At 72.2% G+C, this 25,269-nt stretch carries 23 protein-coding genes; 7 read left to right on the plus strand and 16 right to left on the minus strand.

All coding sequences use genetic code 11. From position 1 onward, the window contains the following. Positions 1–389 precede the first annotated feature (389 nt). Together ACGGAQ_RS01140 and ACGGAQ_RS01145 are read right to left on the minus strand one after the other, a co-directional pair. The gene (locus ACGGAQ_RS01140) at positions 390–1,661 is read right to left on the minus strand and encodes a cellulose binding domain-containing protein (RefSeq protein WP_393043475.1); all 1,272 of its coding nucleotides are present in this window, start codon (positions 1,659–1,661) and stop codon (positions 390–392) included. Further along, complete coding sequence (locus ACGGAQ_RS01145; protein WP_393043477.1) at positions 1,658–2,773, minus strand: RICIN domain-containing protein; 1,116 nt, start codon at positions 2,771–2,773, stop codon at positions 1,658–1,660. The genes ACGGAQ_RS01140 and ACGGAQ_RS01145 overlap by 4 nt, the downstream gene beginning before the upstream one ends. 287 nt (positions 2,774–3,060) lie before the next feature. Here ACGGAQ_RS01145 and ACGGAQ_RS01150 point away from each other — a divergent pair, with 287 nt between their 5' ends. Continuing rightward, complete coding sequence (locus ACGGAQ_RS01150; RefSeq protein ID WP_393043479.1) at positions 3,061–3,498, plus strand: VOC family protein; 438 nt, start codon at positions 3,061–3,063, stop codon at positions 3,496–3,498. 83 nt (positions 3,499–3,581) lie between these two features. On the opposite strand, the gene ACGGAQ_RS01155 is transcribed toward ACGGAQ_RS01150, so the two are convergent. The 4 genes from ACGGAQ_RS01155 to ACGGAQ_RS01170 form a co-directional block, all read right to left on the minus strand. Beyond that, entirely contained in the window at positions 3,582–4,814 is a 1,233-nt protein-coding gene (locus tag ACGGAQ_RS01155; RefSeq protein ID WP_393043481.1) for a hypothetical protein, read from the minus strand. Between the two features lie 155 nt (positions 4,815–4,969). Beyond that, complete coding sequence (locus ACGGAQ_RS01160; protein WP_393043483.1) at positions 4,970–6,100, minus strand: epoxide hydrolase family protein; 1,131 nt, start codon at positions 6,098–6,100, stop codon at positions 4,970–4,972. A 143-nt stretch (positions 6,101–6,243) separates the two neighbouring features. Further along, the gene (locus tag ACGGAQ_RS01165) at positions 6,244–6,789 is read right to left on the minus strand and encodes a hypothetical protein (protein WP_393043485.1); all 546 of its coding nucleotides are present in this window, start codon (positions 6,787–6,789) and stop codon (positions 6,244–6,246) included. 46 nt (positions 6,790–6,835) lie between these two features. Then, positions 6,836–7,984 carry a hypothetical protein gene (locus ACGGAQ_RS01170; RefSeq protein WP_393043487.1) on the minus strand — a complete coding sequence of 383 codons (1,149 nt, stop codon included), beginning with the start codon at positions 7,982–7,984 and terminating at the stop codon, positions 6,836–6,838. 244 nt (positions 7,985–8,228) lie between these two features. Between ACGGAQ_RS01170 and ACGGAQ_RS01175 the strand changes: the two genes are divergently transcribed. Further along, positions 8,229–9,782, plus strand: coding sequence for a gluconokinase (locus ACGGAQ_RS01175; protein WP_393043489.1), 1,554 nt, complete (start codon positions 8,229–8,231; stop codon positions 9,780–9,782). Positions 9,783–9,977: 195 nt separating this feature from the next. Beyond that, complete coding sequence (locus ACGGAQ_RS01180; protein WP_393045607.1) at positions 9,978–11,462, plus strand: SLC13 family permease; 1,485 nt, start codon at positions 9,978–9,980, stop codon at positions 11,460–11,462. Positions 11,463–11,475: 13 nt separating this feature from the next. Here the strand turns inward: ACGGAQ_RS01180 and ACGGAQ_RS01185 are convergent, their stop codons facing one another. Continuing rightward, positions 11,476–11,760 (minus strand): antibiotic biosynthesis monooxygenase, encoded by a 285-nt coding sequence (locus ACGGAQ_RS01185; protein WP_354855893.1) that lies wholly within the window; start codon positions 11,758–11,760, stop codon positions 11,476–11,478. 156 nt (positions 11,761–11,916) lie between these two features. Between ACGGAQ_RS01185 and ACGGAQ_RS01190 the strand changes: the two genes are divergently transcribed. Further along, complete coding sequence (locus ACGGAQ_RS01190; RefSeq protein WP_393043491.1) at positions 11,917–13,323, plus strand: serine hydrolase; 1,407 nt, start codon at positions 11,917–11,919, stop codon at positions 13,321–13,323. A 7-nt stretch (positions 13,324–13,330) separates the two neighbouring features. Here ACGGAQ_RS01190 and ACGGAQ_RS01195 read toward each other — a convergent pair whose 3' ends face one another. The 8 genes from ACGGAQ_RS01195 to ACGGAQ_RS01230 all read right to left on the minus strand — a co-directional run bounded on the left by ACGGAQ_RS01195 (position 13,331) and on the right by ACGGAQ_RS01230 (position 22,275). Next, positions 13,331–14,131 carry a hypothetical protein gene (locus tag ACGGAQ_RS01195; RefSeq protein WP_393043493.1) on the minus strand — a complete coding sequence of 267 codons (801 nt, stop codon included), beginning with the start codon at positions 14,129–14,131 and terminating at the stop codon, positions 13,331–13,333. A gap of 122 nt (positions 14,132–14,253) precedes the next feature. Beyond that, positions 14,254–15,012: a MerR family transcriptional regulator gene (locus ACGGAQ_RS01200; protein WP_393043495.1), complete on the minus strand. Its 759-nt coding sequence runs from the start codon at positions 15,010–15,012 to the stop codon at positions 14,254–14,256. Between the two features lie 50 nt (positions 15,013–15,062). Further along, positions 15,063–17,339, minus strand: coding sequence for a putative bifunctional diguanylate cyclase/phosphodiesterase (locus ACGGAQ_RS01205; protein ID WP_393043497.1), 2,277 nt, complete (start codon positions 17,337–17,339; stop codon positions 15,063–15,065). Positions 17,340–17,649: 310 nt separating this feature from the next. Further along, positions 17,650–17,982 (minus strand): zinc-ribbon domain-containing protein, encoded by a 333-nt coding sequence (locus tag ACGGAQ_RS01210; RefSeq protein ID WP_393043499.1) that lies wholly within the window; start codon positions 17,980–17,982, stop codon positions 17,650–17,652. Positions 17,983–18,017: 35 nt separating this feature from the next. Next, a complete protein-coding gene (locus ACGGAQ_RS01215; protein WP_393043501.1) occupies positions 18,018–18,887 on the minus strand; it encodes an SRPBCC family protein in 870 nt (289 codons plus the stop codon). Then, positions 18,880–19,437: a helix-turn-helix domain-containing protein gene (locus ACGGAQ_RS01220; RefSeq protein ID WP_354860773.1), complete on the minus strand. Its 558-nt coding sequence runs from the start codon at positions 19,435–19,437 to the stop codon at positions 18,880–18,882. Before ACGGAQ_RS01220 ends, ACGGAQ_RS01215 begins: the two co-directional genes overlap by 8 nt. 100 nt (positions 19,438–19,537) lie before the next feature. Further along, the gene (locus ACGGAQ_RS01225; protein WP_393043503.1) at positions 19,538–20,881 is read right to left on the minus strand and encodes a class I SAM-dependent methyltransferase; all 1,344 of its coding nucleotides are present in this window, start codon (positions 20,879–20,881) and stop codon (positions 19,538–19,540) included. Then, a complete protein-coding gene (locus ACGGAQ_RS01230) occupies positions 20,878–22,275 on the minus strand; it encodes an FAD-binding oxidoreductase (RefSeq protein ID WP_393043505.1) in 1,398 nt (465 codons plus the stop codon). Before ACGGAQ_RS01230 ends, ACGGAQ_RS01225 begins: the two co-directional genes overlap by 4 nt. Positions 22,276–22,368: 93 nt before the next feature. On the opposite strand from ACGGAQ_RS01230, the gene ACGGAQ_RS01235 reads away from it, so the two are divergent. Genes ACGGAQ_RS01235 through ACGGAQ_RS01245 form a run of 3 tightly spaced genes read left to right on the plus strand, consistent with a single transcriptional unit; the run spans position 22,369 to position 23,923 of the window. Continuing rightward, entirely contained in the window at positions 22,369–22,839 is a 471-nt protein-coding gene (locus ACGGAQ_RS01235) for an aminoacyl-tRNA deacylase (protein ID WP_393043507.1), read from the plus strand. 39 nt (positions 22,840–22,878) lie between these two features. Further along, positions 22,879–23,163 (plus strand): DUF427 domain-containing protein, encoded by a 285-nt coding sequence (locus tag ACGGAQ_RS01240; RefSeq protein ID WP_387112130.1) that lies wholly within the window; start codon positions 22,879–22,881, stop codon positions 23,161–23,163. Positions 23,164–23,209: 46 nt separating this feature from the next. Beyond that, a complete protein-coding gene (locus ACGGAQ_RS01245) occupies positions 23,210–23,923 on the plus strand; it encodes an RICIN domain-containing protein (RefSeq protein WP_393043509.1) in 714 nt (237 codons plus the stop codon). A gap of 1 nt (position 23,924) precedes the next feature. Here ACGGAQ_RS01245 and ACGGAQ_RS01250 read toward each other — a convergent pair whose 3' ends face one another. Further along, positions 23,925–25,229 carry an MFS transporter gene (locus ACGGAQ_RS01250; RefSeq protein WP_354860780.1) on the minus strand — a complete coding sequence of 435 codons (1,305 nt, stop codon included), beginning with the start codon at positions 25,227–25,229 and terminating at the stop codon, positions 23,925–23,927. Positions 25,230–25,269 lie beyond the last annotated feature (40 nt).

Genomic DNA, 25,269 nt, shown 5'->3' on the forward strand with positions numbered 1-25,269 from the left:
GCCGCTCGAACATGGTTTCCCCCGTACGTTCGACACCACCGTCGTCTGGGCCTGGAGCGCCCAGGGCGCACACCCCATCACTCTTGCGGGCGGTCTTCACTACCCGCTGTGCAGATTACAGTCGTCCGCCACTCCTTTTCGGATGCATGGCCTTCGAGGGCTGCGGGAGTTTCAGCTGTTGGAGTCGGCGAGCACCGCGAGCACCCACCGGTTGTCGTCATCGGACAGCTTGTTGACGCCCCTACGCCGGCACTGAGGCGTACTCGGCGTGGCGCCGACGTGGATAGGCGAGCCTCGCCGCGCACCTCGACGCTTGCCGCCGAGGGCGCGGCGATCGACAGGCGGCTCCGATCGGAGCCGTACGACCTGCGGTTATGTCCTACGACTGCTCACGGGCTGGCGCAGGTCGGTGACGCGTTTGCTGGCGTACCGGACCCGAGGAAGCCGAAGCTCGTCGTGCCGCCCGGGGCGAGCGACCCGTTGTAGGAGACGTTGCGTACGGTCGCCGTTGAGCCACTGGTGCTGAGGGTGCCGTTCCAGACCTGACTGATGCTCTGACCGCTGCTCAGGTTCCACCTGACGGTCCAGCCGTTGATGGCGGCGGTGCCCGCGGTCACGGTGACCTCGCCCTGGAAGCCGCCGGACCACGAGTTGACAGTGCGGTACGTCGCGGTGCAGGCAGCGCCGGAGGGCGGCGGCGTGGTCGGCGCACTAGTGGTGGGCGGGGCGGACGTGGGCGGGGTGGACGTGGGCGGCGGGGTGGTCGTGGGTGGTGACGTTGGCCCGTCCGGCGGCACCAGGGGGCAGGTGGCGTTGTACCGCGAGACGCCGGTGCTGTCGGCCAGTGGGCAGAGGAACTGGGTGTAGCGGGTGTCGTTGTCCAGGAACGTCTTGAGCCACGGGATCAGGAGTCGCATCTCGGTGGGGTTCGACCTGGTGAACGAGAGGTGGTCGTTGCCGGCCAGCTCCGCCCAGGCGTGTTCCACGCCGGCGGGCAGGGTGTTGTAGATGCCCTGCACGTAGGAGGGCGTGACCGTGCCGTCGTTCTGTCCCGACAGGAGCATGGTGGGGACCTGCGTGGTGGACATGTTCAGGTTGTTGCCGGGCGTACCGGGTGCGAGGCCGACCGCCGCCTTCAGGGTCGGCCGCCGGAGGGCGGCGAGGAGGGTTCCGGCCCCACCCGCCGAGTGGCCCATGACGCCCAGCCGGTTGGGGTCGACCCGGTTGCGGATCGGGCTGGTTCGGGTGAGGTAGTCCAGTGCCGCGAGCAGCTGAGTGGCGCGGGCGTCGGCGCCGTCGGTGCGGCTGTTGGTCTCGATCCCGATCACCACGAACCCGAAGGACGCCAGCCAGGGGCCCATCCAGGCTTCCTCGTTGGCGAACAGGGCGGAATAGCCGGGAACGATCGCTACCGCACCCCAGGTGCCCAGGCTGGTGTCGGTCGGGTAGTAGACGTACCCACCGTTGAAGCCGTTGCCGGCGGGCACTGTCGCCTGTGTCGTGGCGAACGGGCCGCGGGTGGCGGCGACGCTGGCCGGGGTCGGATCCGGACCCCGCTGGTACGGGCTGTCCGCGGCGGCCGCGTCCCGTGTCGCTGTCGCCAGCGCCAAGCCGAGGACCAGCGCGAGCGCGGCCGTCAGCCACCGTGTTGGCTGCTTCATCGACGGCTCCACTGCTGGTTGGCCTGGCCGGTGCAGGTCCAAAGGACGAGCTTCGTGCCGTTGGCGGTGCCCTGGTTGTACGGGTCCAGGCAGAGGCCGGACTGCACGCCGGTGATGGTGCCGTTGGCGTTGACGTTCCACTGCTGGTTCGTCCCGCCGTGGCAGTCGTAGATGGTGACCTGGGTGCCCGGGGAGGTGCCGTAGCCGGCGGCGTCGAGGCACTTGTTGCCGTAGACGGTCAGCGCCTTGCTGGACGTGTAGGTCCACTGCTGGTTGGTGCCGCCGTGGCAGTCCCACAACTGCACCTGGGTGCCGTTGGTGGTGGTGGAGCCGGGGACGTCGACGCACCGGCCGGACCGGGTGCCCACGATCGTGGTGCTCTGTCCGCCGCCGCCGCTGCTCGGGTTACCGATGCTGCCGGGCACCGACTGCAACGCGCTGTACCAGCGGGCGGCCATCTTGTCGTAGCCGCCGGCGGTGGGGTGGACGCCGTCGATCAGGTCGGCGGTGGTGAGAGCGCTGTGCATGTCGACCAGGTGCACCCGCTTGCCGGCGTTGACCTTGCTCTGGACGATGCCGGGGATAGCCGCGTTGAAGGTGCGGGCGGCCGCGTCCTGTCCGCTGTTGGAGAGCGGGATGATCTGCGCCACGAACACCTCGGCGGTGGGCACCGTGGCAGTGATCTTGTCGATAAGCGTGGAGAGCCGGTTCGGCGCGGTGCTCACGTTGTAGTTCTGCAGGATGTCGTTGGTGCCGATGTGCAGCAGGACGGTCTGCGGTCGTTGGGTGTTCAGCCAGCCGACGATGTTGGCGTCGATCTGGTCGATGCGCCAGCCGGGATGCCCCTGGTGGTCGTGGTCGCCCAGGCTGGCCGGCCCGTTGAACTGCGATCCGACGAAGTCCACTGTGTACCGGCCGCTGGCGAGACGCTGCCAGAGCCCGATGCGGTACCCGCCGGGCACCTGGGTGCCCTCGGTGATGGAGTCGCCGAGCGGCATCACCCGCACCCCGCCGTTGGATTCCGCGTTGGCCGGCCCGGTGGGTGTCACCACTGAAGCGATCACGACACCGAGCGCGGCGAGCGTTGCGAGCCATCGTGCCCTCGTTCGCATAGCTTTCTCCCCTGGGTTGGTCGAGCTGGCCGAGGGCATGGGCCGACCGGTGGGGCCGCCACGGGCAGCCGGCAACCGTCTGGGAGCGGGGCCGGCCGGACCGAGCAGCCGCCGGCTGCCGGGCGTTCACCCGGCGCGCGCCGATCGTCACATCGGCACGGCGTCACTGCCTCAGCACTGGGACGAGTGTGAGCGTTAACAGCGATGATTGTAGATACATTGGATTGCTCTGGTCTACCGGCAACGTCGGGGCCGGTTGCCGAGGGATCACGCGTTAGGTTACGAAGATGGAGCAGCGGATCAGCCTGATCACTCTCGGTGTCTCGGACCTGCCACGCGCCAAGGCCTTCTACGAGCACCTCGGCTGGCGCGGCCAGGAGGTCGAGGGGACGGTCTTCTTTCAGGCCGGCGGCCTGGCCGTCGTCCTGTGGAGCCGCGACAAGCTGGCCGCCGACGCGGACGTCCCCAACCCGGACACGGGTGGCTTCGGCGGAATGACCCTGGCCCAGAACGTCCGCTCACGCGCGGAGGTCGACGAGGTGATGGCCACCGCGGGCGAGGCCGGGGCCGAGGTGACCCAGCTGGCGCGGGAGACGTTCTACGGCGGCTACGCCGGCTACTTCGCCGACCCGGACGGTCACGTCTGGGAGATCGCCTGGAACCCCGGCTTCACGCTCGGCCCGGACGGCTCGCTCACTCTGCCCGACTTCGGCGCCACGACCTGACCCGAGCCGCGGCAGCCACCGCAGCGGCGGCGGCAGCGGCGATCAGGCTGAGCCCCAAGGGCGGGACGGCAACGGCCCCGCGATCACGGCCCGGCCGGCGGGCAGAGCAGTCGGTCCACCAGCGGTAGCAGCGGATCCAGGCACGCCGTCAGCAGCGTGGAATCGGGCGTCGTGGTGGGTGACGGGGACGGCGCGGCGGGCCGAGCTGCCGTCGGCGGGGCCGCCGGCGTCGGAGCGGACGTCGGCGTCGCACTGGCCGACGAAGTGGGAACGCTGGCCGACGGGGTGGGAGCGCTGGAGGGCACCGGCTCGGTCGAGGCCACCGCAGCGGGGGTCGGGACCGGAGCGGCAGCCACAACCACGTTCGGGCCCGACGTGACGGGCTGCGGCGGGCTGGCCGCCGGTGCCCGCGCCGGCTCGGGCGGCCGGGTGGGCGTGACCGGTGCCGGAGGTGCCACCAGGACGATCGGTGCCCGCAAGGGGGCGAGCACACTGGTGTGCCGTACGGCCGGCTCGATGGGCGCGATGGTCGCCGCCTCCGCCCGTCGCAGGGGGCCGGTCTGCGACGGTCCCACGGCGCCGGGGCCCAGCGCCGCGAACACCACAGCCGCGACTGCGGCGACGGCGAGCGCCCGGCGGTCGGGGCGTACCGCCGTCAGTGGTGCGTCGGCCGGCCCGACCGTCGGCAGGGGCACGGGCGGGGATGCCTGGTGCGCTGCCAGCAGGGCGTCGAGCTGCGCGGTGACGGCGGCACGATCCCCGGCAGCCGAAGCAGCCGCCAGGGTGAGATAGAAGCGGACGTTCACGGCGGTGCTGGCCGGGACCAGCAGCCCGGAGAGTCGGCCGTCGTCGTGCAGCAGGGTGACCGGCACGCCGGGGTGGTGGGCGACGCCGCGCAGGTCCGCGTACCGCCACTCGCGCCGGTGCTCGCGGCCGGCGAAGGCCACGCGGTGGCTGGTCACGACGGCCATGCCACTGTCGACGGTCCGCAGGCCCGCCGGCAGGGCCGCGTCGGGTGTCTCGGCGAAGGCGCAGCCGCCGGGCGTGGGCAGGCCGGCGACGTGCCGGGCCTCCGCCTCGACCAGCTCTGCGACGGGTACGACCCGGAAGACGAGTTCGTCGACGTCGAGGTCGACGGGGAGGCCGGCGCGTGGCTGCGTACACCCGAGGAACCCGGCGGCTTCGATCCGTAGCCGGACCAGGTGGTCCCCGCGTCGGCGCCAGGCGGCGCTGGCGTCGCGGTACGCGCGCTGACGCCGCTTGTTCTCGCGCTCGGCCCAGGCGAGCCGCCAGGAGGTAGGTGCCAGTGCGGTCACGGTCACACGCGGTACAACCGCTCACGTACGTGACAGGCAACGCTCGTCGAATCGATGTTTCCCTTTGCGCCCGAAAGGAGAGAATTGACGGACGCCGGCGGCCGCTCCGGCGGAGAACCGGAGCAGCCGCCGGTCAGGACGGGAAGAGGGCAGCCCTACGAGCGCAGCGAGGTGAAGAACTCCCTCAGCTCACCGGCGAGCAGGTCCGGTTCCTCCAGCGGCATGAAGTGCCCGCCTCGGCCGGGTTCGCTCCAGTACCGGATGTCGGTGCAGGCCCGCTCGGCGATCTCCCGGGGGAAGTTGGCCTGCGAGGGTTCGGTGCTCACCGTGAACGCGGCGGGCACGGTGATGTCGGGCCGTGGGGTGTTGTGGCCGAAGTCGACGTACTGCCGGAACGACGAGCCGATCGTGCCGGTCACCCAGTAGAGCGTGATGATCGTGAGCAACGTGTCGGTGTCGAAACTGTTCGACAGGTCGCCACGGTTGTCGCTCCAGTCCCGGTACTTGTCGACGAGCCAGGCGGCCAGCCCGGCCGGGGAGTCGGCGAGCGCCGCCGCGAGGGTGTCCGGCCGGGTGCCCATGATGGCGCTGTAGCCGCCGTCGGTTTCGTCGTACGCGGCCTCGGCGTCCAGAAACGCCTGCTCGGCCGCCGACAGCGGTCGGTCGTCGAAGCTGGCCGGGAACGGTGGATGGATCATGTGGATGCCGGCCACCTGCTCTGGATAGAGGGCACCGAGCCAACCGGTGACGACCCCGCCGACGTCGCCGCCGAAGGCGCCGTACCGCTCGTAGCCGAGCACGTCGGTCATCAACTCGTGCAGCGTCCGGGCGAGGACCGCCCGGGTCAGCGGCACGTCGGGCAGCTCCGAGTAGCCGAAGCCGGGCAGTGAGGGCACCACCACGTCGAACGCGCCGCCGAGAGGGCTGGTCAGCCGGTCGACCAGGGGCAGCATCTCGACGAAGCTGCTGGGCCAACCGTGGCTGAGGAGCAACGGCGGCGGCGCTGGCGTGCCGGCCGGACGGGCCGCGCGGACATGTACGAAGTGCAGCTTCCGGCCGCCGACGAGCGCCAGATACTGGGGGTACGCGTTGAGCGCGGCCTCCCGGGCACGCCAGTCGAACCCGTCGTGCCAGTAGGAGACCAGGTCCCGCAGGTAGTCGGGATCGGTGCCGCCCTGCCAGGGTCGGTGGCCGTTGCGGTCGGTGAAGCGGGTACGGGCCAGTCGGGCCCGCAGGTCGTCGAGGACCGCATCGGACACGTCGATGCGGAACGGGGAGACAGACATTGATCCTCCGATAAAGGAGGGCGCACTCCCCGACGCGAAGACGTCAGCTGCGGGGGACGGACGAGAAGGGCGCCCAGGCGTGACAACTGGTGTTCACGGGGCTCACCTCCTTCTCGTCGCTGACGCGGATCACCGTACCCCGGTCAGCCGGCGCGCCGCCGATGGGGCAGGGGGCCGAGCAGTGGTCCGTCGGCCGGAAACCGCGACCGGGTACGCGGCGGGTACGCCTCGCAGTGCCCGGCCCACTGGTCGGCGGCGACGGCGAGGGCGTCCGCGGAGACGGTGAGGACCAGCGGATAGACGGCGTTGGTCGGCCGGCGCATCCACGGGGGTAGCGACTCGGCGGAGAACTCGACTGTCAACTCCAGCCGGCGGCGGCGGATCGCCCGGGTGCGCAGGGCCAGGTTGGGCTCGGTGAAGCGGACCATGGCCGGCGGCGGGGTCGGGGCGCCGGCCGCCGTCGCCTGACCGTGCAGCCAACTGCCCAGCGCGCGGGCCTCCTCGACCAGCAGGCTCGGGTAGTGGTGCGACCAGGTCTGGCCGTCGGCGGTGCGGGCGTCCACCTCGATGACCAGCCAGTCCTGCCATCCCGGCGCGGCCCGCTCGGGATCGTCGGGCGGGTCGATGCCAGGCTGGTAGCCGACCGGGCGGATCCGCACCCGGGCACCATCATCGGACCGGATCTCCACCCGATCATTCTGGCCGACCGAAGCGGACAATAACCCCCAAATCACGTTACTGAGTGATGGTCCGCCGGACGCCTCGATGGTCGGCGCACGCGCGCGCCCGGCCACCGGTCAGGCTGACCGAGCCGTCCCGGCACTGCACCAGATAGCCCCGGCCCGCCCAGAACTGCGGCACGCAGTCGAACCAGTCGCAGACCTCGGCGGCCGGCCGTCGGATCCGGGTTCCGGCACAGAAGTCGTACCCCAGGGGATTTTCCGGCGCGCCGCAGCGCGGCCCGGGGGTCGCGGTGGACGACGGGCGCGGCGACGACGGCCGCTTCGGCGCGGTGGTGCGCGCGGGCGGCGGGGACGCCGGGCGCAGCAGCGCGGGAAGCGCGCTGGGGGTCGACGCCGGAGTGGCCGCCACCGCGACCTCCGCGCTGCCGGTCGGGTCCGACGGGCTCGAGTCGACGAGCGCCACCGGCACCAGCAGCGCGATGCCCGCGGCCACCGCGATGGTCCGACGACCACCGGGAACGAGCGAGGAGAGCCGGGCCTGCGCCGGCGTGGTCACCGCCGGCCGGAACGGCTTGAGCTGGTCGTGCTCCGCGATCAGTTCGTCGAGCTGGGCGAGCACCGCGGCGCGCTGCTCGATCGCGTCGGCGAAGGCCAGCGTCAGCTTGAACCGGAAGTCCGCCGCCGCGTCGGTGGGCAGCAACAATCCGGAGGTACGCCGCCGATCCAGCACCTGGATCAGGGTCACCGGCGCCGCCGGGTCGTGGGCCAGGCCGGTCATCCGGCCGTACGCCCAGTCGCGCCGGCCGCGTCCGCCGAGCAGGACCAGCCGACGGCTGGTGATGACGGCCATGCCGGCATCGGTGACGCGTACGCCGTCGGGCCGGCGTGGGCGCAGCGGCGCGGCCGGCGCGGCGACCGTCAGGTCCGGTGCGGGCAGCACTGTCGTGTGTCGCACCTCGACCAGTTGCGCGGCGGGCAGGGCCCACAGCACGACCTCGTCGTCGACCAGCTCGAGTGGCAGGCCCGCGCCGGCCGCCGCGGAGCCCTGGAAGTCGGCGGCCAGGGCGCGCAGCCGCCGTAACTCGTCGTCGCGTCGCCGCCAGGCCGTCTCCGCGCCGCGGTACGTGCTGACCCGCCGCACGTTCTGCCGCTGCGCCCAGCGGTATCGCCACGTGGAACCCGTCGATTCAGTCCTTGCCACGCCGACTCCTTCGCCGCGCAGGCCACCAATCCGGGGTGCACTCGGATTAACAGTGTTGACGGTCGGCCGGGACACGCCAGGACCGGCGAACTATCCGAATGGCGGAGCAACCCGGACGATAGGGCGATACTGCTGCGTCGATTCACCTTCCGCCGTGTCGTGCGGGGCGGTCGCTGTCTCGGTAACGTCAGCCGCAGCCGGGTGGCGACGCCGCCGCACCGCCCGCACGGAGGGGGTGAGGGTCATGCCGCCAGACACCCTGCCCGGTGTGGTCATCGGGGTCGACATCGGCACCACGAGCACCAAGACCATGGCGTACGACACCGAGGGGCGGCTGCTCGCCAGCCACTCCGCCGCCTACCCCCTCGACGACCCGCACCCGGGGTACGCCGAGCAGGACCCGGAGGTGATCCTCGCCGCCGTCGTCGAGTCGATCCGGGCCGTGGTGACCGAGCTGACCGTCCCGGTCTCCGGCCTGGCCTTCTGCTCCGCCATGCACAGCCTCATCGGGCTCGACGCGGCCGGCAACCCGCTCACGCCGTCGGTGACCTGGGCCGACTCCCGGGCCACCCGCCAGGCCGAGCGGCTGCGGGCCGTGCCGTCCGGGCTGGCCCTGCACCGGCGCACCGGTACGCCCATGCACCCGATGTCGCCGCTGCCCAAGCTGCTCTGGTTCGCCGAGCAGGAGCCCAAGCTCTTCGAGCGCGTCGCGCACTGGGTCGGCATCAAGGAATGGGTGCTGCTGCGACTCTGCGACGCGCTGGTCACCGACCACTCGATCGCGTCGGCCACCGGCCTGATGAACATCCACACCCTGGAGTGGGACACCGAGGCGCTGACCATCGCCGGCATCACCGAGGAGCAGTTGCCCCAACTGGTCGCCACCACCGCCGTCCTGCCCGGCCTCGCCCCGCAGGCCGCCACCGCCCTCGGCCTGCCGCCGCGCACCCCGGTGGTGGTCGGCGCCGGTGACGGACCGCTGGCCAACCTGGGCCTGGGCGCGGTGCACCCCGGCATGGTGGCCTGCTCGATCGGCACCAGCGGCGCCATGCGGGTCATGGTCGAACGCCCCGGCGTGGACCCGCTGGGCGGGGTGTTCTGCTATGCGCTGACCGAGGACCGCTGGGCGGTCGGCGGCGCGATCAACAACGGCGGCATCGTCCTCAAGTGGGCGAGCGAGGCGCTCGCGCCGGAGTTGGGCGAGCACCCCGAGGAGGAGCTGGTAGCCCTCGCGGCCCGCGCCCCGGTCGGCTCGGGCGGGCTCATCATGCTGCCGTACCTGCACAGCGAACGCGCTCCACACTGGAGCGCGCTGCCCCGCGGCGCGTACGTCGGGTTGACCCACGGGCACCGCCGCGAACACCTCGTCCGGGCCGCGATGGAGGGGGTCTGCCAACAGCTCGCGCTGGTGCTCACCTCCGTGCGCGCCGCCGGGAACGAGGTCCGCGAGATCCGGGCCGGTGGCGGTTTCGCCCGCAGTGGCCTGTGGCGGCAGATGCTCGCCGACGTGCTCGGCATGCCGGTGAGCTTCCCAGCCGGCCGCGAGGGGTCGAGCTTCGGCGCCGCGCTGCTCGGCATGCAGGCGCTGGGCCTGATCCCCAGCATCGACGTGGCGGCCGACCTGGTCCGCATCGAGGAGGTCATCCGCCCCGACCCGGCCGCCGCCGCCACGTACGCGGCGCTGCTGCCGCTCTTCGCCGAACTGTACGACGCGCTGGTGCCCACCTTCACGTCGATGCGTCGGCTGGCACCCAGCCTGCCCGCCGAGCCGGCCACCCCCGCAGGACCACCGATGTAGGCCCTTCGGCCGGCCCCGCCCAAGCCGACCCCCGTCCCGAAGGTCGTGATCGCCGTGCTTCCACCCCTCGCCCTCGCCGAACCGCTGACCTCCCTCGCCACGCCGACCTCCCTCGCCACGCCGACCTGGCTCACCGCGCCGGCCTCGCTCGCTGCGCCGGCCGAGCCGGTCACCACCGCCGGCGACGGCCAGCTCATCGCCGCCGCGCTGCTCGGCATCGTCGCCGTGGTGCTGCTGATCGCCTGGGCCAAGGTCCACCCGTTCCTGTCGCTGATCCTCGGCGCGGCGGTGCTCGGCGTGGTCGCCAGCGTCGCGCCCGACAAGATGATCACTTCGTTCACCGGTGGCGTCGGCACCACTGTCGGCGGCGTCGGGCTGCTGATCGCGCTGGGGGCCATGATCGGCGGTCTGCTCGCCGAGTCCGGTGGCGCGGACGGCATCGTCAACCGGGTCGTCGGCCGGGTGTCCGGCCGTGCGCTGCCCTGGGCGATGGCCGGGGTGGCGGCGCTCATCGGGTTGCCGCTCTTCTTCGAGGTCGGCGTGGTGCTGCTGGTGCCGATCGTGCTGCTCGTCTCGATGCGGACCGACGTACCGCTGATGAAACTCGGCATCCCGGCGCTGGCCGGCCTGTCGGTGCTGCACGGCCTCGTGCCACCGCACCCCGGCCCGCTGGTGGCGATCTCGTCGCTCAACGCCGACCTGGGCCTGACGCTCGGGCTGGGCCTGCTGGTGGCGATTCCCACGGTGATCATCTCGGGGCCGGTCTTCGGCAATTTCATCGCCCGGTACGTGCCGGCGACCGCGCCGGCCGCACTGCTGCCCACCCGCCGCCAGCCCGCCACCCCCGCGGGCACAGCCGAAGCGACAGGCAGCGCCGGAACGACGGGCACGGCTGGGGCGCCGGGGCGGCGCGATGTGGACGGTGACCTGCTCACCGACGACGATCTCGTCAACCCGGGCGGCGGTCGACCGGGTGAGCCGGTGGACGACAGCGGCACGGAGACCGCCCGGCGTACCCCGGCGTTCTGGCCCGCGGTGATCACCGTGCTGCTGCCGGTGGTGCTGATGCTGCTCCGCGCGATCGGCGAGCTGACGCTGGACGAGGGCACGGCGGGCCGCAAGACGCTCGACATCGTCGGTACGCCGATCGTGGCGCTGCTCGCCGGGGTGATCCTTGCGATGTTCACCCTCGGCTACCAGGCCGGCTTCAGCCGGTCCCAGGTCTCGTCGGTGCTCGGCGGTTCGCTGCCCCCGATCGCCGGCATTCTGCTGATCGTGGCGGCCGGCGGCGGGTTCAAGCAGGTGCTGGTGGACGCCGGGGTGGGCAACCTGGTCGCCGACGCCGCCAAGGACGCGAACCTCTCCCCGCTGCTGCTGGGCTGGCTGGTCGCGGTCGGCATCCGGGTGGCCACCGGCTCGGCGACGGTCGCCACCATCACGGCGGCGGGCATCGTGGCACCGCTCGCCGCGACCCTGGACCGGCCGGGGGTGGCCCTGCTGGCGCTGGCCATCGGCTGTGGGTCGCTGTTCTTCTCGCACGTCAACGACGCCGGGTTCTGGCTGGTCAAGGAGTATTTCGGCCTGACCGTCGGCCAGACCATCAAGAGCTGGTCGGTGATGGAGACGCTCATCTCGGTGGTCGGCTTCGCCGGCGTACTCCTGCTCGATCTGCTGGTGTAGCGCGCAGGGCGGGTCAGGCCGCCTCGACGCCGGAGATCAGATAACGGTGCACGTCGGCGTCGAGGATGGCCGCCGTCTGGGCGTCGCTCGGCCCGGCGCCGCGGAACGCCGCCAGCTGCTCCGGGGACTCCCAGCGCTCGAAGACGTGGATGCGGCCCGGGTCGAGCGGGTCCGCCGCGAGCAGGAAGTCGAGGCAGCCGGCCGCCGCGCGGGCCTGTTCGATGACCTGCCGGCAACCGGCGAGGTAGTCGTCGCGGGCGTCCGGCTCGACGAGCAGACTGCCGGCAATGATCAACATCGGTGCCTCCCCGGGCCGGGTATCGCTGATGCCCTTGATACCGCAGAGTCATCTTTATACCTCTGAGGTATGTCCCTCCCGGGGACATCCGCGCCCGGACGGGTGACGGCTGTCCCGGCCGCCCCATCCGCCTCCCCCGCTTCTTATCGTGCAAACGTGAGAAAAAGCGACAAGAAGCGCTCATCTTTCCTGTTCGCGCCGCACCCCCACGTACCCCTGGGGTGGCTGGCGGCGGCGGTCGCGCTTGTCGTCGTCGCGACGACCGGGCCGGCCACCGCCGACGGCCCCGGCCCGGACCGCCAGACCACCCCGGGGTACGGAACCGAGCCAGCCAACGACGGGTCGGCGGGGAACGACGGACCGGCCGACGGGAACGGGCCGGTGGACGGGGGCGGGCGCAGCGACGAGCCGGGCGTGGAGCCCGCGCCGGAGCGGGCGCCGACAAGTGAGGTGTCCTGGCTGTCGTTTCCCGGCGGGGCGTTCGCGGTGGACTCGCTCGGGCACACCGTGCGATACCGGGCCTGCGACGGTGACACCGGCCGGGTCGCCGATCCGGACATGCGGGTCGCCGCCGGGGTGGCCAGCGGCGAGGTCACCGTCGAGGGCAGGAGCTTCCGCTACCGAGTGCCGCTGATCGGGCGCAGCGCGGGCACACTCGTGGTGTCCGGGCCGCAGGCTCAGCCGGTGGAGCTGCGCGGCGTGGTGGTCACCAGCCCGCAGCCACCCACCGACCCGGTCGAGGGCGCCCGGCTGTTCCCGCTCAGCGGGCAGCTCGCCCGGGTGGTCGCCGACGCCAGCCTCAACCCGTCCGGCGCCACCGTCCGGGACCTGTCCGGCCGGTACGGCGACCAGCAGATCTCGGTGAACGGCGCGCTGCGCCCCAAGGCCGCCAGCGTCATCAAGCTGTGGATCCTGGTGGAGCTGCTGCGCCGGGTCGACTGTGGACAGGTCTCGCTCGACGACGGCGTGCTGGTCACCCCGGCCGACGTGGTCGGCGGCACCGGCCAGCTCCAGTTCGAGACGTTCCCGCAGGTGGTCACGCTGTACCGGCTCGCCCGGTATCTGATCAAGTACAGCGACAACGTCGCGGCCAACGTGCTGATCACCTACCTGGGCGGGTTCGCCCCGGTCAACGCGCTGATCGACTCGATGAACCAGCGGTCCACCATCCTGGCCCGCCGGATGCTCGACAGCGCGGCGGCCCAGCGCGGCGAGGAGAACTACACCAGCCCGGACGACGTGGTGTCGCTGCTCGGCGCGGTCTGGGACGGCGAGATTCTCGCCCCGGCCTCCCGCGACCTGATGATCGGCTTCATGCGGGAGCAGACCCTGAACACCAAGATCCCGGCGGCGCTGCCACCCGGGGTTCCGGTGGCCCACAAGACCGGCGACCTGCCGGACGCCTCCCACGACGTCGGCTACTACCTGATCCCCGGCACCGAGACCGCCGTCGCGTTCCTCACCGCCGGCCCGATGGCGACCGGCGACGAGACCGTCCGCCGGATGGCCCGGACCGTCTACGACTTCCTGGTCACCCCGAGCGACGAAGCGGTGGAGGAGTGAACCGGCGTCAGGCGCCGGGGATGTTCGCCGGCGGGTCCTCCCCGACCAGGTCGGCCGCCGGCGGATCGGCCGTCACCGGCAGCCCGAAATCCGAGTACGTCAGGTCGAGTTGAGCCGTCTTGTCCTGCTCGGTGGCCAGCTCGATCCGGTAACGCACCAACCGACCCTGCTCGTCCACGCTGGCGGTGAAGGGCACCTTCGCGGCCCGGTCGCCGAGCACCCCGCCGATCCCGCCGCCCAGCACGGCGGCGCTGTCGCGCAGGTCCAGCGTGCCCGCGTACTCCCGGGTGCCGGTCTGGCGGACGGCGGCCGGCGCGGTCAGCGTGCTGGCCAGCCGGGTGTTGTCCAGGCCCTTGTTGGTGACCGGCCGACCCGGCCTGCCGACGTGCCACCAGGTCTTGCCGTCCCAGACCGGGATCCGGCGGTCCGGGGCGCTGACCCGCACGTAGACGTCCGGACCGGTGGTCAGCCGCTCGATCTTCACCTCGCCGTTGGGCACCTTGAGCGAGGTGGTCTCCGTGCCGCGTCGCGCCTTCGGGTCCCACACCAGGACCGTGGTGTCCCCCTCGGCCGTTCCGCCGCTGCCCACCGTCAGCCGGTACGGCTGCTCGTCGAGCTTCGCGGCGGCGGCGACCAGCACACCGGCCGGATCGGTCGGGGCCGGAGCCGCGCCGGTCGCCGCGGTCGACGTGCCGGCGGACGGGCGGCCCGCGTCAGGCTCGTCACCGGCGGCGACCAGGGCCCACACGCCGGCCGCGACCGCCACGACGAGGACAGCGCCGACGGCGACCAACTTGGGCTTCTGCACGGTCATCTCCCCTGAGCGGGGCGCGCCCGCCGGCCGGTCGCCGATCGACGCGTACCGCGGTGCGGTCCGGCCAGAGTAGCCGGACCGCACCGACCGCCGTTTCCGGCCGGCCACCTCGTCGATCAGGCGCGGCTGATCGCGTTGGCGTGGATCGCCTCGTGCACGTACGCCGCGAGGCCGGGAGCGATGTTCTCGTAGTACGCGGTGAACCGCTCGTCGGCCAGGTACATGTCGGCCAGCCCCGTGTGCATCTCGTACGAGCACTCGTAGAACCACCGGCTGATGAGCTGCCGGTGCTCCTCGGCCAGGTCCATCGCCTCCGGGCCGTCCGCCGGTGCGCCCGAGGCCAGCAGCGCGACGATCCGCCGGCCCCAGTCCTCGTTCTCGGCCTTGTGCCGCAGCCAGTCGTCCTTGCGGTAGCCGGCGACCCGCCGGTTCGACTCCCGGTACGCGTCGGTGTCCCCCCAGCGCCGCTCCGCCTCGGCCTCGTGCTCCTCCGGCCTGAAGTCGCCGAAGACCTCGAACCGTTCCTCCGGCGTGAGTTGGATGTTCAACTTGCTCGCCTCCATCGCGAACTCGACCGCCGCGACCATCTCCTGCAACCGCTTGATCCGTACCGTCAGCAGCTCGTGCTGTCGGCGCAGGTGCGCGGCCGGGTCGGCCGCCGGGTCGTCGATGATCGCGGTGATCTCCTCAAGTGGGAAACCCAGCTCGCGGTAGTACAGGACGAGTTGCAACCGTTGCAGGTCCGCGTCGTCGTAGCGGCGGTAGCCGGTCGGCGTCCGGCCGCTCGGCGAGAGCAGGCCGATCTCGTCGTAGTGGTGCAGCGTCCGTACCGTCACGCCGGCGATCTTCGACACCTGACCCACCGTGTACGCCATGGTTCCCCTCCCTTCCGGGAACCAGGCTCCCGCCTGCCGTTACGTCAGGGTCAAGCCCGATTCTGACCCACCGTGGCGGGGCTGTCCGGACGCCCGTACAGATAGCCCTGACCGCGTGGGCAGCCGATCGCGGCGACCGCGTCGTGCTGGCGTTCGGTCTCCACGCCCTCGGCGATCACCGCCAGGTCGAACGCGCCGGCCAGCCGGGTGACCATCTCCACCGTGGCGTACGCCCGGTCGTCCGTGCCCAGCCGCGCCACGAACGACCTGTCGATCTTCAGCTCGGTGGCCGGGATGCGGTGCAGGTAGCTCAACGACGAGTAGCCCGTACCGAAGTCGTCGATGGCGATCTGGATGCCCAACTCCCGCAGCTGGTGCAGCCGTTCCAGCACCGCGTCGGTCCCCTCGATCAACGCCGACTCGGTCAGCTCCAGCGTCAACGCGCGCGGCGCCAGCCCAGCGCTGGCGGTGGCCGCCGTGACCGTGGCGATCAGGTCGGGCCGGCGCAGGTGTGCCGCGGCGATGTTCACCGCGACCGTCGCCTCCGGCGCGCGGGCCCGCCAGGTCGCCGCCGCCCGACACGCCTCGTGGATCACCCAGCGGTCGATCGGGAGGATCAGCCCGGTCTCCTCGGCCAGCGGCAGGAACTTCGCCGGTGGCAGCATCCCGAGCCGAGGGTGGCGCCAGCGCACCAACGCCTCGGCGCTGCGGACCGCGCCGCTGGACAGGTCGACGATGGGCTGGAACTCCAGGTGCAGTTGCTCCTCGTCGACGGCCCGGCGCAGGTCGGCGATCAACTCCGCCCGCGACACGGCCGACTCGCGCAGGCCCGGGGTGCACGTCCGGTACGCGGACTTGCCGGCCGCCTTCGCCGCGTACATGGCGATGTCGGCGTCGCGCAGGAGGTCGGTGTGCGAGGCGTGCTGCGGCCCGTACTCGGCGATGCCGATGCTCGCCGACGGGTGCACGCCCACGTCCTCGTCACCGTCGGAGGGCCGCAGGGCATCCAGCAGACGTTCGGCCAGCCGCTCCGGCGACACCGGCCCCTCCCCCTCGACCAGCACCGCGAACTCGTCCCCGCCGAGCCGGGCGATGGTGCCGTCGCCACCCACCGCCGTCCGCATCCGAGCCGCCAAGCCGGTCAGCAGGGTGTCGCCGGTGGCGTGCCCGAACCGGTCGTTTACCTGCTTGAACCCGTCGAGATCGAGCAGCAGGACGGCCACCGGCCGGCCGTCGCGCAGAGCCAGGCGCAGCAGCCTGTTGAACAGCAGCCGATTCGGTAGGCCGGTGAGCTGGTCGCCGTACGCGAGCCGGCGCAGTCGCGCCACCAGGCGCAGGTTCTCGTTGGCGGCCAGCCCCTGACGCACGGCGAGAGCCGCGAGCAACGCCATCATGGTCACGAAGACCAGCGGCGGGGTCTGGCCGGTGGGCCGGCGGGCCAGCAGCACCGCGATGATCGCCCCACCGACCGGCAGGTACGGCAGCGCCACCCGCCACCACGGTGGCAGCGGCGACTCCGCGGTCTCGTCGGTGCCGTCGCAGTCCGGCGGCGGCCGGTTCCCGGTGGCCAGGCCGATCAGCAGGTAACTCAGCGGCCAGCACAGGTCGATGGGGTGACCGGCGGCGTAGTCACCGCGGGCGACCAGCGAGACGTAGACGACGTCGGCGACCACCCGGATGGTGAGGCTCACCGCGAGCACGCTCATCGGCCGCCACAGTGGTCGCGTCGGCCCGGCCACCGCCACCAGAATGGTGAGCTGCATCAGGTCGAACATCGGGTAGAGCAGCCCCAGCGTGCGCGCCGGGTCGGCCAGCTCGGCGGCGGCGACCCCGCGGAACACCAGCACCCAGCCGATCGGCACCAGGGCCAGCGCGACGATCACGCCGTCCAGCAGCGTCCGGGCCCGCCCCACCCCGGTCCGGGGCCCGGACGGCGAGCTGAGCAGCGCGGCGGTGCCGGTGAGGATGCCGGCGGTGAAGACCACCCCGACCAGCGGGGTGTGCGGCAGGTCGCCGCCGACCAGCCGCTGCGCGGTCCAGAGCGCCCGGCCCAGCGCGGCGAGCGCCATGGTCACGGCGAGCAGCGTCCAGAACCTGCGCAGCGCGGTCGGGTGTCGCCGGGCCACACCGGCACAGGCCACGGTCGCCCAGCCGGCCACCAGCAGCGCGCCCACGTCGCTGACCAGCGCGGCCCCGGGCAACGCCGCGACCAGCCAGAACGCCTCCAGGAGAACCACCGAGCCCGCGGCGACCAGCCCGACGCGGCTCAGCCGGGTCGGCGCGACGCGAGTGGTCCGCGCAGCCTGCTTCACGTCCTGTCGCGACACGGTCGCTCCGGATCTTCGTCGTACGTGCACCCTCGGCGGACCTGTCCACGGCAAACCCCGAAAGCCTAGCCAGCGCCCCGGGTGCCCGCCAAGGTCCGGACGGCCGCGCGAGTCGACCCGGTCCGGTCAGCGGCCCGCGGAGCGGTTCCACGGCGAGCGCGGCAGCGTGGTGCCGGCCGTCGGCCGACGGGCGCGTCGGCGCCTGCGCCGGCCCGGGGTGCAGGGTGGACGGCGAACGGTGTGCACCGGAGGGCCGGCGGGCCGGGGTTGCCGGCCGATCAGCCAGCACAGGAAGCGGGCCATCTGCGGCTCAGCCGACCGGGAGGCGCTGAGCGTCGGACTTGGCGATCTCGTACTGCGCCCCGCAGAACGTGCACTGCTGCGCGTACCGGGTGCGGATCGGGATGAGCGGGATGAAGAAGAGAGTGAACTTGGTCGACCGGCGGGTGATGACCTGCGCGGCGTGGTTGCCGCAGTGGCGGCAGACCTGCTGCACGACGCCGGACCGGTCGACCTTCGTACGCAGACCGAAGATGAAGAACATCGCCCGCCAGTACCCACTTGACCGCTGGAAGTCACCCGATCGCAGCGGCAGATCGTGCTCGATCCAGGATGTGGTGGCCTCCGGTGTCAACGAGGCCACCACATCCCTGATCGAGCACGATCACGGCGCGACGGTCAGCTGGCCGGCTCGGGCTCCAGGCCGGGCACCTCGGTCGCGAGCCAGATCGGCTGCCAGCCCGGCACCTCGTGGAAGCGGCGCAGCTCGGCCAGGCCGGACACCGACCCGGTCCAGGCAGCGTACGGGGGGTTGGTCTCGTCGAAGCCGCTCTGCACGAAGGTGAGCGTGGTCCGGCCGTTGGACTCGGCCAGCTCCCAGTTCGTGACGCCGGTCGGTCCCCAGTCCACGGACATCCTCCGGCCCGGCTCCAGGTCGACGATCTTGGCCGCGTACCCGCTCTCGAAGCCGCCCATCGCGTACCGGCCGCCGACCCACGGCTCGATCCCGATGGGGTAGCCGAACCAGGCGCTGGCCTGCTCGGAGTCGGTCAGCGACTCCCACACCTTGTCGATGGGGGCGGCGATGACCAGCTCGCCGCGCAGGTCGGCGGAGGTGAAGTCGGTGCGCGGCAGCAGGGGCCGACCCTCCAGGTGGGCGGCCAGGTTGGCGATGGACAGCGCCCAGTACGTCTGGAGCACGCCCCGGATGCTGGAACCGCTCATCGCCTCGGCGAAATCGAAGTGGCTCTGGGTCAGCGTCAACACCGTGCTGTCCGTGCTCTCGGCGGTCAACTGGAGCTCGGTGGTGGTCTCCACCCCGTCGAGCAACCAGCCGAAGCGCAGTGTGTCGTCGTCGGCGTGCAGCAGGCGCTGGTGCGGGGCGTCACCCTCGGGCGTGTAGCGGCCCCAGAACTCGTACCGCCGAGGCAGCTCGACCTCGGCGTGCTCGGCCAGCCAGAGTCGCAGCTCGGCCGGGTCGGTCAGGGCCTCGCGGACGCGCCCGACGGGCGCGGAGAGGCGGGCCTGGACCTTCAACGCTTCACTCATTGTCGTTCCCTTTCGGATAGCAGGCGACGGCGAGCTTGAAGGCGTCTCCTTCACTGCCGCCGTAACGGGCGAACAGGTCCTGAAGTGCGGTTTGCAGGTCGTGCAGGAACTGCGGGCGCTGCTCCGCGGGCACCCGGATCTCACCGGAGACCCCGATGGACGGCAGCTCGGGCGCGGCCCGGTCCAGGGCGGCGACGTCGGCCTGGACCTCCTCCATCAGGTCGAGCAGGTAGCCCAGGCTCAGCTCGTCGCGGGCCCGGCGCAGCCCGATCCGGCCGACCAGCCGCGGGGAGAGCCAGTAGGACCGGGCGGCGGCCTGGTAGATGCCTTCGGTGATGCCGCGGACCTTGCGCTCGTTGACCAGCTCGACCAGGCCGGCCGCGACGAGCTGCTTGACGTGGTAGTAGACGCGCTGCGGCGTCTGGTCGAGTCGGGCCGCGACCTCGGTGCAGGTGCGCGGTTCGGCGAGTTGCCGCAGCACCTCGACACGCTGCGGCTTGAGCAGGACTTCGGCCTGCTCGATCTGCTCCAGGTACAGGACGTCTCTCATGGCAAAATCAGTTTGTACGTACAAAACTTGTTTGTCAATCGCTTCGCGAGAAGCCGCGCCGACTTTCTCGACGCGGCTTCAGGCGACGTTCAGCAGATGATCAGGGCAACCAGTCGGGGCGCAGCGGGTAGCCGTTCACACCGTCCGGGCCGTTGTGGGTGGCGAGCACCTGGTGCAGTTGGATGCCGTTGCGCTCGAACGCCATCCGCGACCCGGCCATGTAGAGCCCCCACACCCGGGCCGTGCCCGCGCCCACCTCCGAGACGCAGAAGTCCCAGTGCTCCACCAGGTTGCGACACCACGCGGCCAGCGTCAGCGCGTAGTGCTGGCGCAGGTTCTCCTCGTGGTGCACCTCCAGCCCGGCATCGTGCACCTCACTGATCAGCCGACCCGGGCCGGCCAGCTCACCGTCCGGGAAGACGTACCTGTCGATGAACGCGCCCGAGCGGTGGGGCGCCCGGTTGTCGGCCCGCGTGATGGTGTGGTTCAGCAGCCGCCCACCCGTACGCAACCGCGACCGCAGCGCCCCGAAGTAGGACGGGTAGTTGCGCACCCCGATGTGCTCGGTCAGACCGATCGAGGAGATCGCGTCGAACTGCTCCGCCGGCGCGTCCCGGTAGTCCAGGTGCCGCACCTCGGCCAGCTCGGTCAGCCCCTCCCGCTCGATCGCCGCCTGCGCCCACTGCGCCTGCGCCTTCGACAGGGTCACCCCGAGCGCCTTCACGCCGTACTCCCGCGCGGCGTGCCGGACCATCCCACCCCAGCCGCAGCCCACGTCGAGCAGCCGCATGCCCTTCTTGAGCGCCAGCTTGCCGGCGACCAGGTCGTACTTCGCCGACTGGGCCTGCTCCAGCGTGTCGTCCGGGGACCGGTAGACCGCGCAGGTGTACGTCATCGACGGGCCGAGCACCTTCTCGTAGAAGGCGTTCGAGACGTCGTAGTGGTGCGAGATCGCCGTGCTGTCGCGCACCCGCGAGTGCCGCAGCCCATTCATCACCCGCTTCCAGCGTGGAAGCGCCTCCTGCGGAGGAGCCGGTGGCGGCAGCAGCCGCTCCCAGCCCAGCCCACGCACCAGCGCCACCCCGTCGGCCACCGACGGTGGGCGCAGCCGCAACTCGTCCTTGAGCACCCGCAGCGCCTCGTACGGGTCACCCGGGTGCACCCCCTGCAACGCCAGGTCACCGCTGACGTACGCCCGGGCCATGCCCAGGTCGCCGGGGGCGGTGAGCAGGTACGACAAACCCCGCTCGGAACGGATCGACAGGGTGATGCCGGCGTCGGCCGGGCCGACGGCGCTGCCGTCGTACCCGGTGATCCGCACCGGCAGCGGCCCGGCGGTGACCGCGCGGACGACGTCCGCCACGGTCGGACCGGTGCGCCGGCCCCCCGCCGGCGGGGTGGCGGGAACGCTCGCCGCCCCCTGGTCTCGATCGGTCAGGCTCATGCTCGTGCTACCGCCTTCTCGTACAGTCCCGTCAGCCGGTGGTCCGGGTCGTAGCGGTCCTTCACCGCGCGCCAGGTTTCGCCGCCGTAGAGGCGATCGAAGGCGTCCCGGTCGTAGTACGCGTCGGAGTAGAGCGACTTGTGCCCGCCCGACTCCGACACCCTGCGTTCGATCGTGCGGTTGACGTCGCCGTCGGCGGCGCCGGGCGCGATCGGCACGCTCCCCCAGAAACCAATGTTGACGTAGTCCTGTCCCGCGTGGAGCGGATACAGCGGCCACGACCGCGCGGAACCGGGACCCTCCGGTTCGCGCAACCGCAACGGGCAGAGCCACACCGGGGTCATCCCCACGCTGTCCGCGAACCAGCGCAGGAAATCGGCCGTGCGGTCCAGCGGGATCTCCACGTCCTGCACGACCCGCTCGCGGGCCGGCTGGCCGCGCAGCCGGTCGATCCGGGCCGCCACCTGGTGCCGGTGCTCCAGGCGGACCAGTCGGTGGTAGACGTCGCTGCGCCGGTAACGCGCCGGCCAGAGCCTGCGCACGACCGGGTGCTGCGCGCCGAACGCCGCCGAACACCAGAACCAGTCGGTGTCCCAGCGCCACAGATAGTCGTACGCGGTCAGCACGTCCCGGGTGCGCCGGCGCAGCGACCGGTAGTAGATCTCCTGGCCGGTGTAGTCGCTGGGCGGGTCGGCCGCGGCGGTGAAGGTGCCCAGGATCAGGTACGCCTCACCGGGGCTGAACATCACGCCGTCCATCACGTCGACCGGTTCGCCGGCCCAGGACCGGGTGGCGGTCACCTCGGCGATCGCGTCGGTGAGCGCCTCCAGCTGGGTGAACCTGATGTTGCGCAGCGCCACGTACCGGCCGACCGGTTGCAGCTCGATGCGCAGCCGGGTGGCGTACCCGAGGCTGCCCAGCGAGTTGGGGAACGCGGTGAACAGGTCGGCGTGCTCCCCGTCCGGCCGGGCGGTGACGATCTCGCCGGAGCCGGTGAGGATGTCCATCTCGCGTACCGACTCGTGGGGCAGGCCGTTGCGGAACGAGGTCGACTCGATCCCGAGGCCGGTCACCGCCCCGCCCAGGGTGATGGTGCGCAGTTGCGGCACCACCAGGGGCATCAGCCCGTGCGGCAGCGTCGCGTCGACCAGGTCCTCGTACGTGCACATGCCCTGCACGTCGGCGGTCCGGGCGGTCGCGTCCACCGCGAGCACCCGGTTGAGGCCACTCACGTCGAGGCCCGGGGTCCGGGGAGCGGACCGGGGGCGGAACAGGTTGGAGGTGCGTTTGGCCAGCCGGACAGGCTCGCCCGTGGGCACCGCGGCGTACGACCGCCGCAGCGTGTCCACCGCTTCATCATGGTCAATGGGGTGATCCACACGCTCCGCGCGCATGTGATCACCTTACGCCCGCACCCCGGAAACGGTGGGATGTCAACGCCTGCTGTTTCCCGTCCGACGCCAGGTTGGACGGTTACCGTGGCGGGCATGCCGTCGCCCGCGATCGCCGCCCTGGACTCCGCCGGACTGCCGTATCGGCTGGTCAGCCACGGTGCGGTCGGCAGCCTCGCGGAGGCCGCCGCGGCCCGTGGCGTGGCCGTCCCGGATGTGGTCAAGACCATCGTCGTCCGCCGGGGTGCCGACGATCACCTGTTCGTGCTCACCCCCGGCGACCGGGTCATCTCCTGGCCCAAGCTGCGCGCCCTGCTCGGTGTGCAGCGCATCTCCATGCCGGACGCGGCGGGGGCCCTGGCCGCCACCGGGTACGAGCGCGGCACCATCACCCCGTTCGGCGCGAGCACGGCCTGGCCGGTGATCGCCGACGAGCGCCTGCGGGGCCGCCAGATCACCCTGGGCGCGGGCGAGCGGGGTCTCGCCGTCGCGGTCGACGCCGACGCCGCGATCGCCGCGCTCGACGCCACCGTGGCCGACGTCACCGACCCGCAGCCCACCCGCTGAGCACTGCCGGCCGGCGGCGGGACGGCCTAGTGTTGGGGCATGCCGAAAGCCGTGTGGAACGACCTGGTCGTCGCCGAGAGCGACGACACCGTGCTGGTGGAGGGCAACCACTACTTCCCCCGCTCCGCCCTGCGCGACGACCTGATCCGCGAGTCCGCGACGCACACCGTCTGCCCGTGGAAGGGCACCGCCTCCTACTACTCCCTTGAGCACGAGGGCAGCAGCAGCCAGGACGCGGTCTGGTATTACCCGGACCCCAAGCCGGACGCCGAGATGGTGCGTGACCGGGTGGCGTTCTGGAAGGACGTCCGGGTCGTCGACTGACCCACCGACTGGCCGTGCCTGACGGCGGTGGGTGAGGATGGCTCGTATGCCCGCGCCCGAGGAACGCCCCGACCCCGTCGGCACCGTCTACGGCGGGCGTCGACGGGCAGCACGTTCCGGCCCGCTCGCCGATCCGCTGCTGCGGGTGGCGTTGGCCCTCGGGCTGGTGGGCGTACTCCTCGGTGTGGTCTTCGCCACCGGCCTGCTCGACGGTGACGACAAGCCGGTGGTGCCCGCCACGGTCACCGCGCCGTCCAGCGCGGCCGAGCCGACCACCCCGGCGGCCGAGCCGAGCCCGACCCCGTCGGTCGAGCCGTCGCCGACCCCGTCGGCCACCCCGGCCGTCCCGACCACCGGGCCCCGCGTGCTGCGGTCGCCCTCCGGGCTCTGCCTCGGGCTCGACGGTGACGGCGAGAAGGCGCAGGCCGAGTTGGCCGCCTGCACCGGCGGCCCGGAGCAGCAGTGGGTCGTCAACCCGATCGGAACGGACGCGCTGACGTTGACCAACGCCGCCTACGGGCAGTGCCTCGACGTCGAGGGCGGCAGCGGTGACGACGGGGCGACGGTGCAGCAGTTCCCCTGCCACGGTGAGGCCAACCAGCAGTGGCGGCTGAGCCCGACCGGCACCGGCCCGGTGCTGGTCGTCGCGGTGCACAGCGGTAAGTGCGCGCAGGCCGACGACGACGGCGCCGAGGCCGGGGACGAGATCCGGCAGCGGCCCTGCGACGGCCGACCCGCCCAGCAGTGGACGCTGAGCTGACTCAGCCCCGGAAGCTCCACGCCCGGGGTGCGGTCGCGGCGACCAGGACGGCCTCCGGCACCGGCCGGCCCGGCCGTCGACGCAGCAGCAACGACAGCCCGGCGGCGCCGATCGACAGGGCGCCGGCCACGTACCAGGCCAGCGCGTAGTCGCCGAGCCGGTCGCGGACCAGCCCCGCGCCGGTCGCGGCGATGGCCGCCCCGAACTGGTGCGCGGCGAACACCCAGCCGAACACCACCGCCCCAGCGCCGCCGAAGTACTCCCGGCACAGCGCGACAGTCGGCGGCACGGTGGCCACCCAGTCCAGGCCGTAGAAGACGATGAACACCAGGATGCTCGGCTCGGCCGTGCCCGCGAACAGGCTCGGCAACACCAGCAGCGACAACCCGCGCAGGGCGTAGTAGGCGCCGAGCAGCAACCGGCTGTCCACCCGGTCGGTGAGCCAGCCGGAGGCGATCGTGCCGACGATGTCGAAGAGCCCCACCAGCGCGAGCAGGCCGGCGGCCGTGGTCTCGGCCATGCCGTGGTCGTGCGCGGCCGGCACGAAGTGCGTACCGACGAGGCCGTTGGTGGTGGCGCCGCAGATCGCGAACCCGCCGGCCAGCAGCCAGAACGGCCGGGTCCGGGCCGCGGCGGCCAGCGCGCCCAGCGCCCGGGTCGCCGCGCCGCCGGTCGGCGGCGGCGCCGCGACGACCTCGGTCGCGCCGTATGCGGGCAGGTCGAGATCCGCCGGGTGTTCGCGCAGCAGCCACACCACCAGGGGTACGACCGCCAGGGCGGCTCCGGCCACGACGAGCGCCGCCGTGCGCCACCCGTGGTCGCGCACCAGCACGGCGATCAGCGGCAGGAAGATCAGTTGGCCGGCCGCCCCGCCCGCGGTCAGCACCCCGGTGACGAGGCCCCGTCGACGGACGAACCAGCGCCCGGTGACGGTGGCCACGAACGCCAGCGCCATCGAGCCGGTGCCCAGGCCGACGAGGACGCCCCAGCACAGCAGCAACTGCCAGCTCGCGGTCATGAAGACCGTCAGGCCACTGCCGGCGGCGACCAGCAGCAGCGCCACCGAGACCACCCGGCGGATGCCGAACCGGTCCATCAGCGCGGCGGCGAACGGCGCGGTGAGCCCGTAGAGGAGCAGGTTGACCGAGACCGCCGCGGAGATGGTGGCGAGCGGCCAGCCGAACTCCGCGTGCAACGGGTGCAGCAGCACCGACGGGGTGGCGCGGAAGCCGGCCGCGCCGACCAGCGCCACGAAGGCAACGGCGGCGACGAGCCAGGCGGGATGCAGGCGACGGTTCTTGGTCACGCTGATCAGTCTGGGTCGCGCCCTCGATGGCGACGAGTGG

The sequence above is a fragment of the Micromonospora sp. NPDC047557 genome, from assembly GCF_043205095.1.
Classification (GTDB): domain Bacteria; phylum Actinomycetota; class Actinomycetes; order Mycobacteriales; family Micromonosporaceae; genus Micromonospora.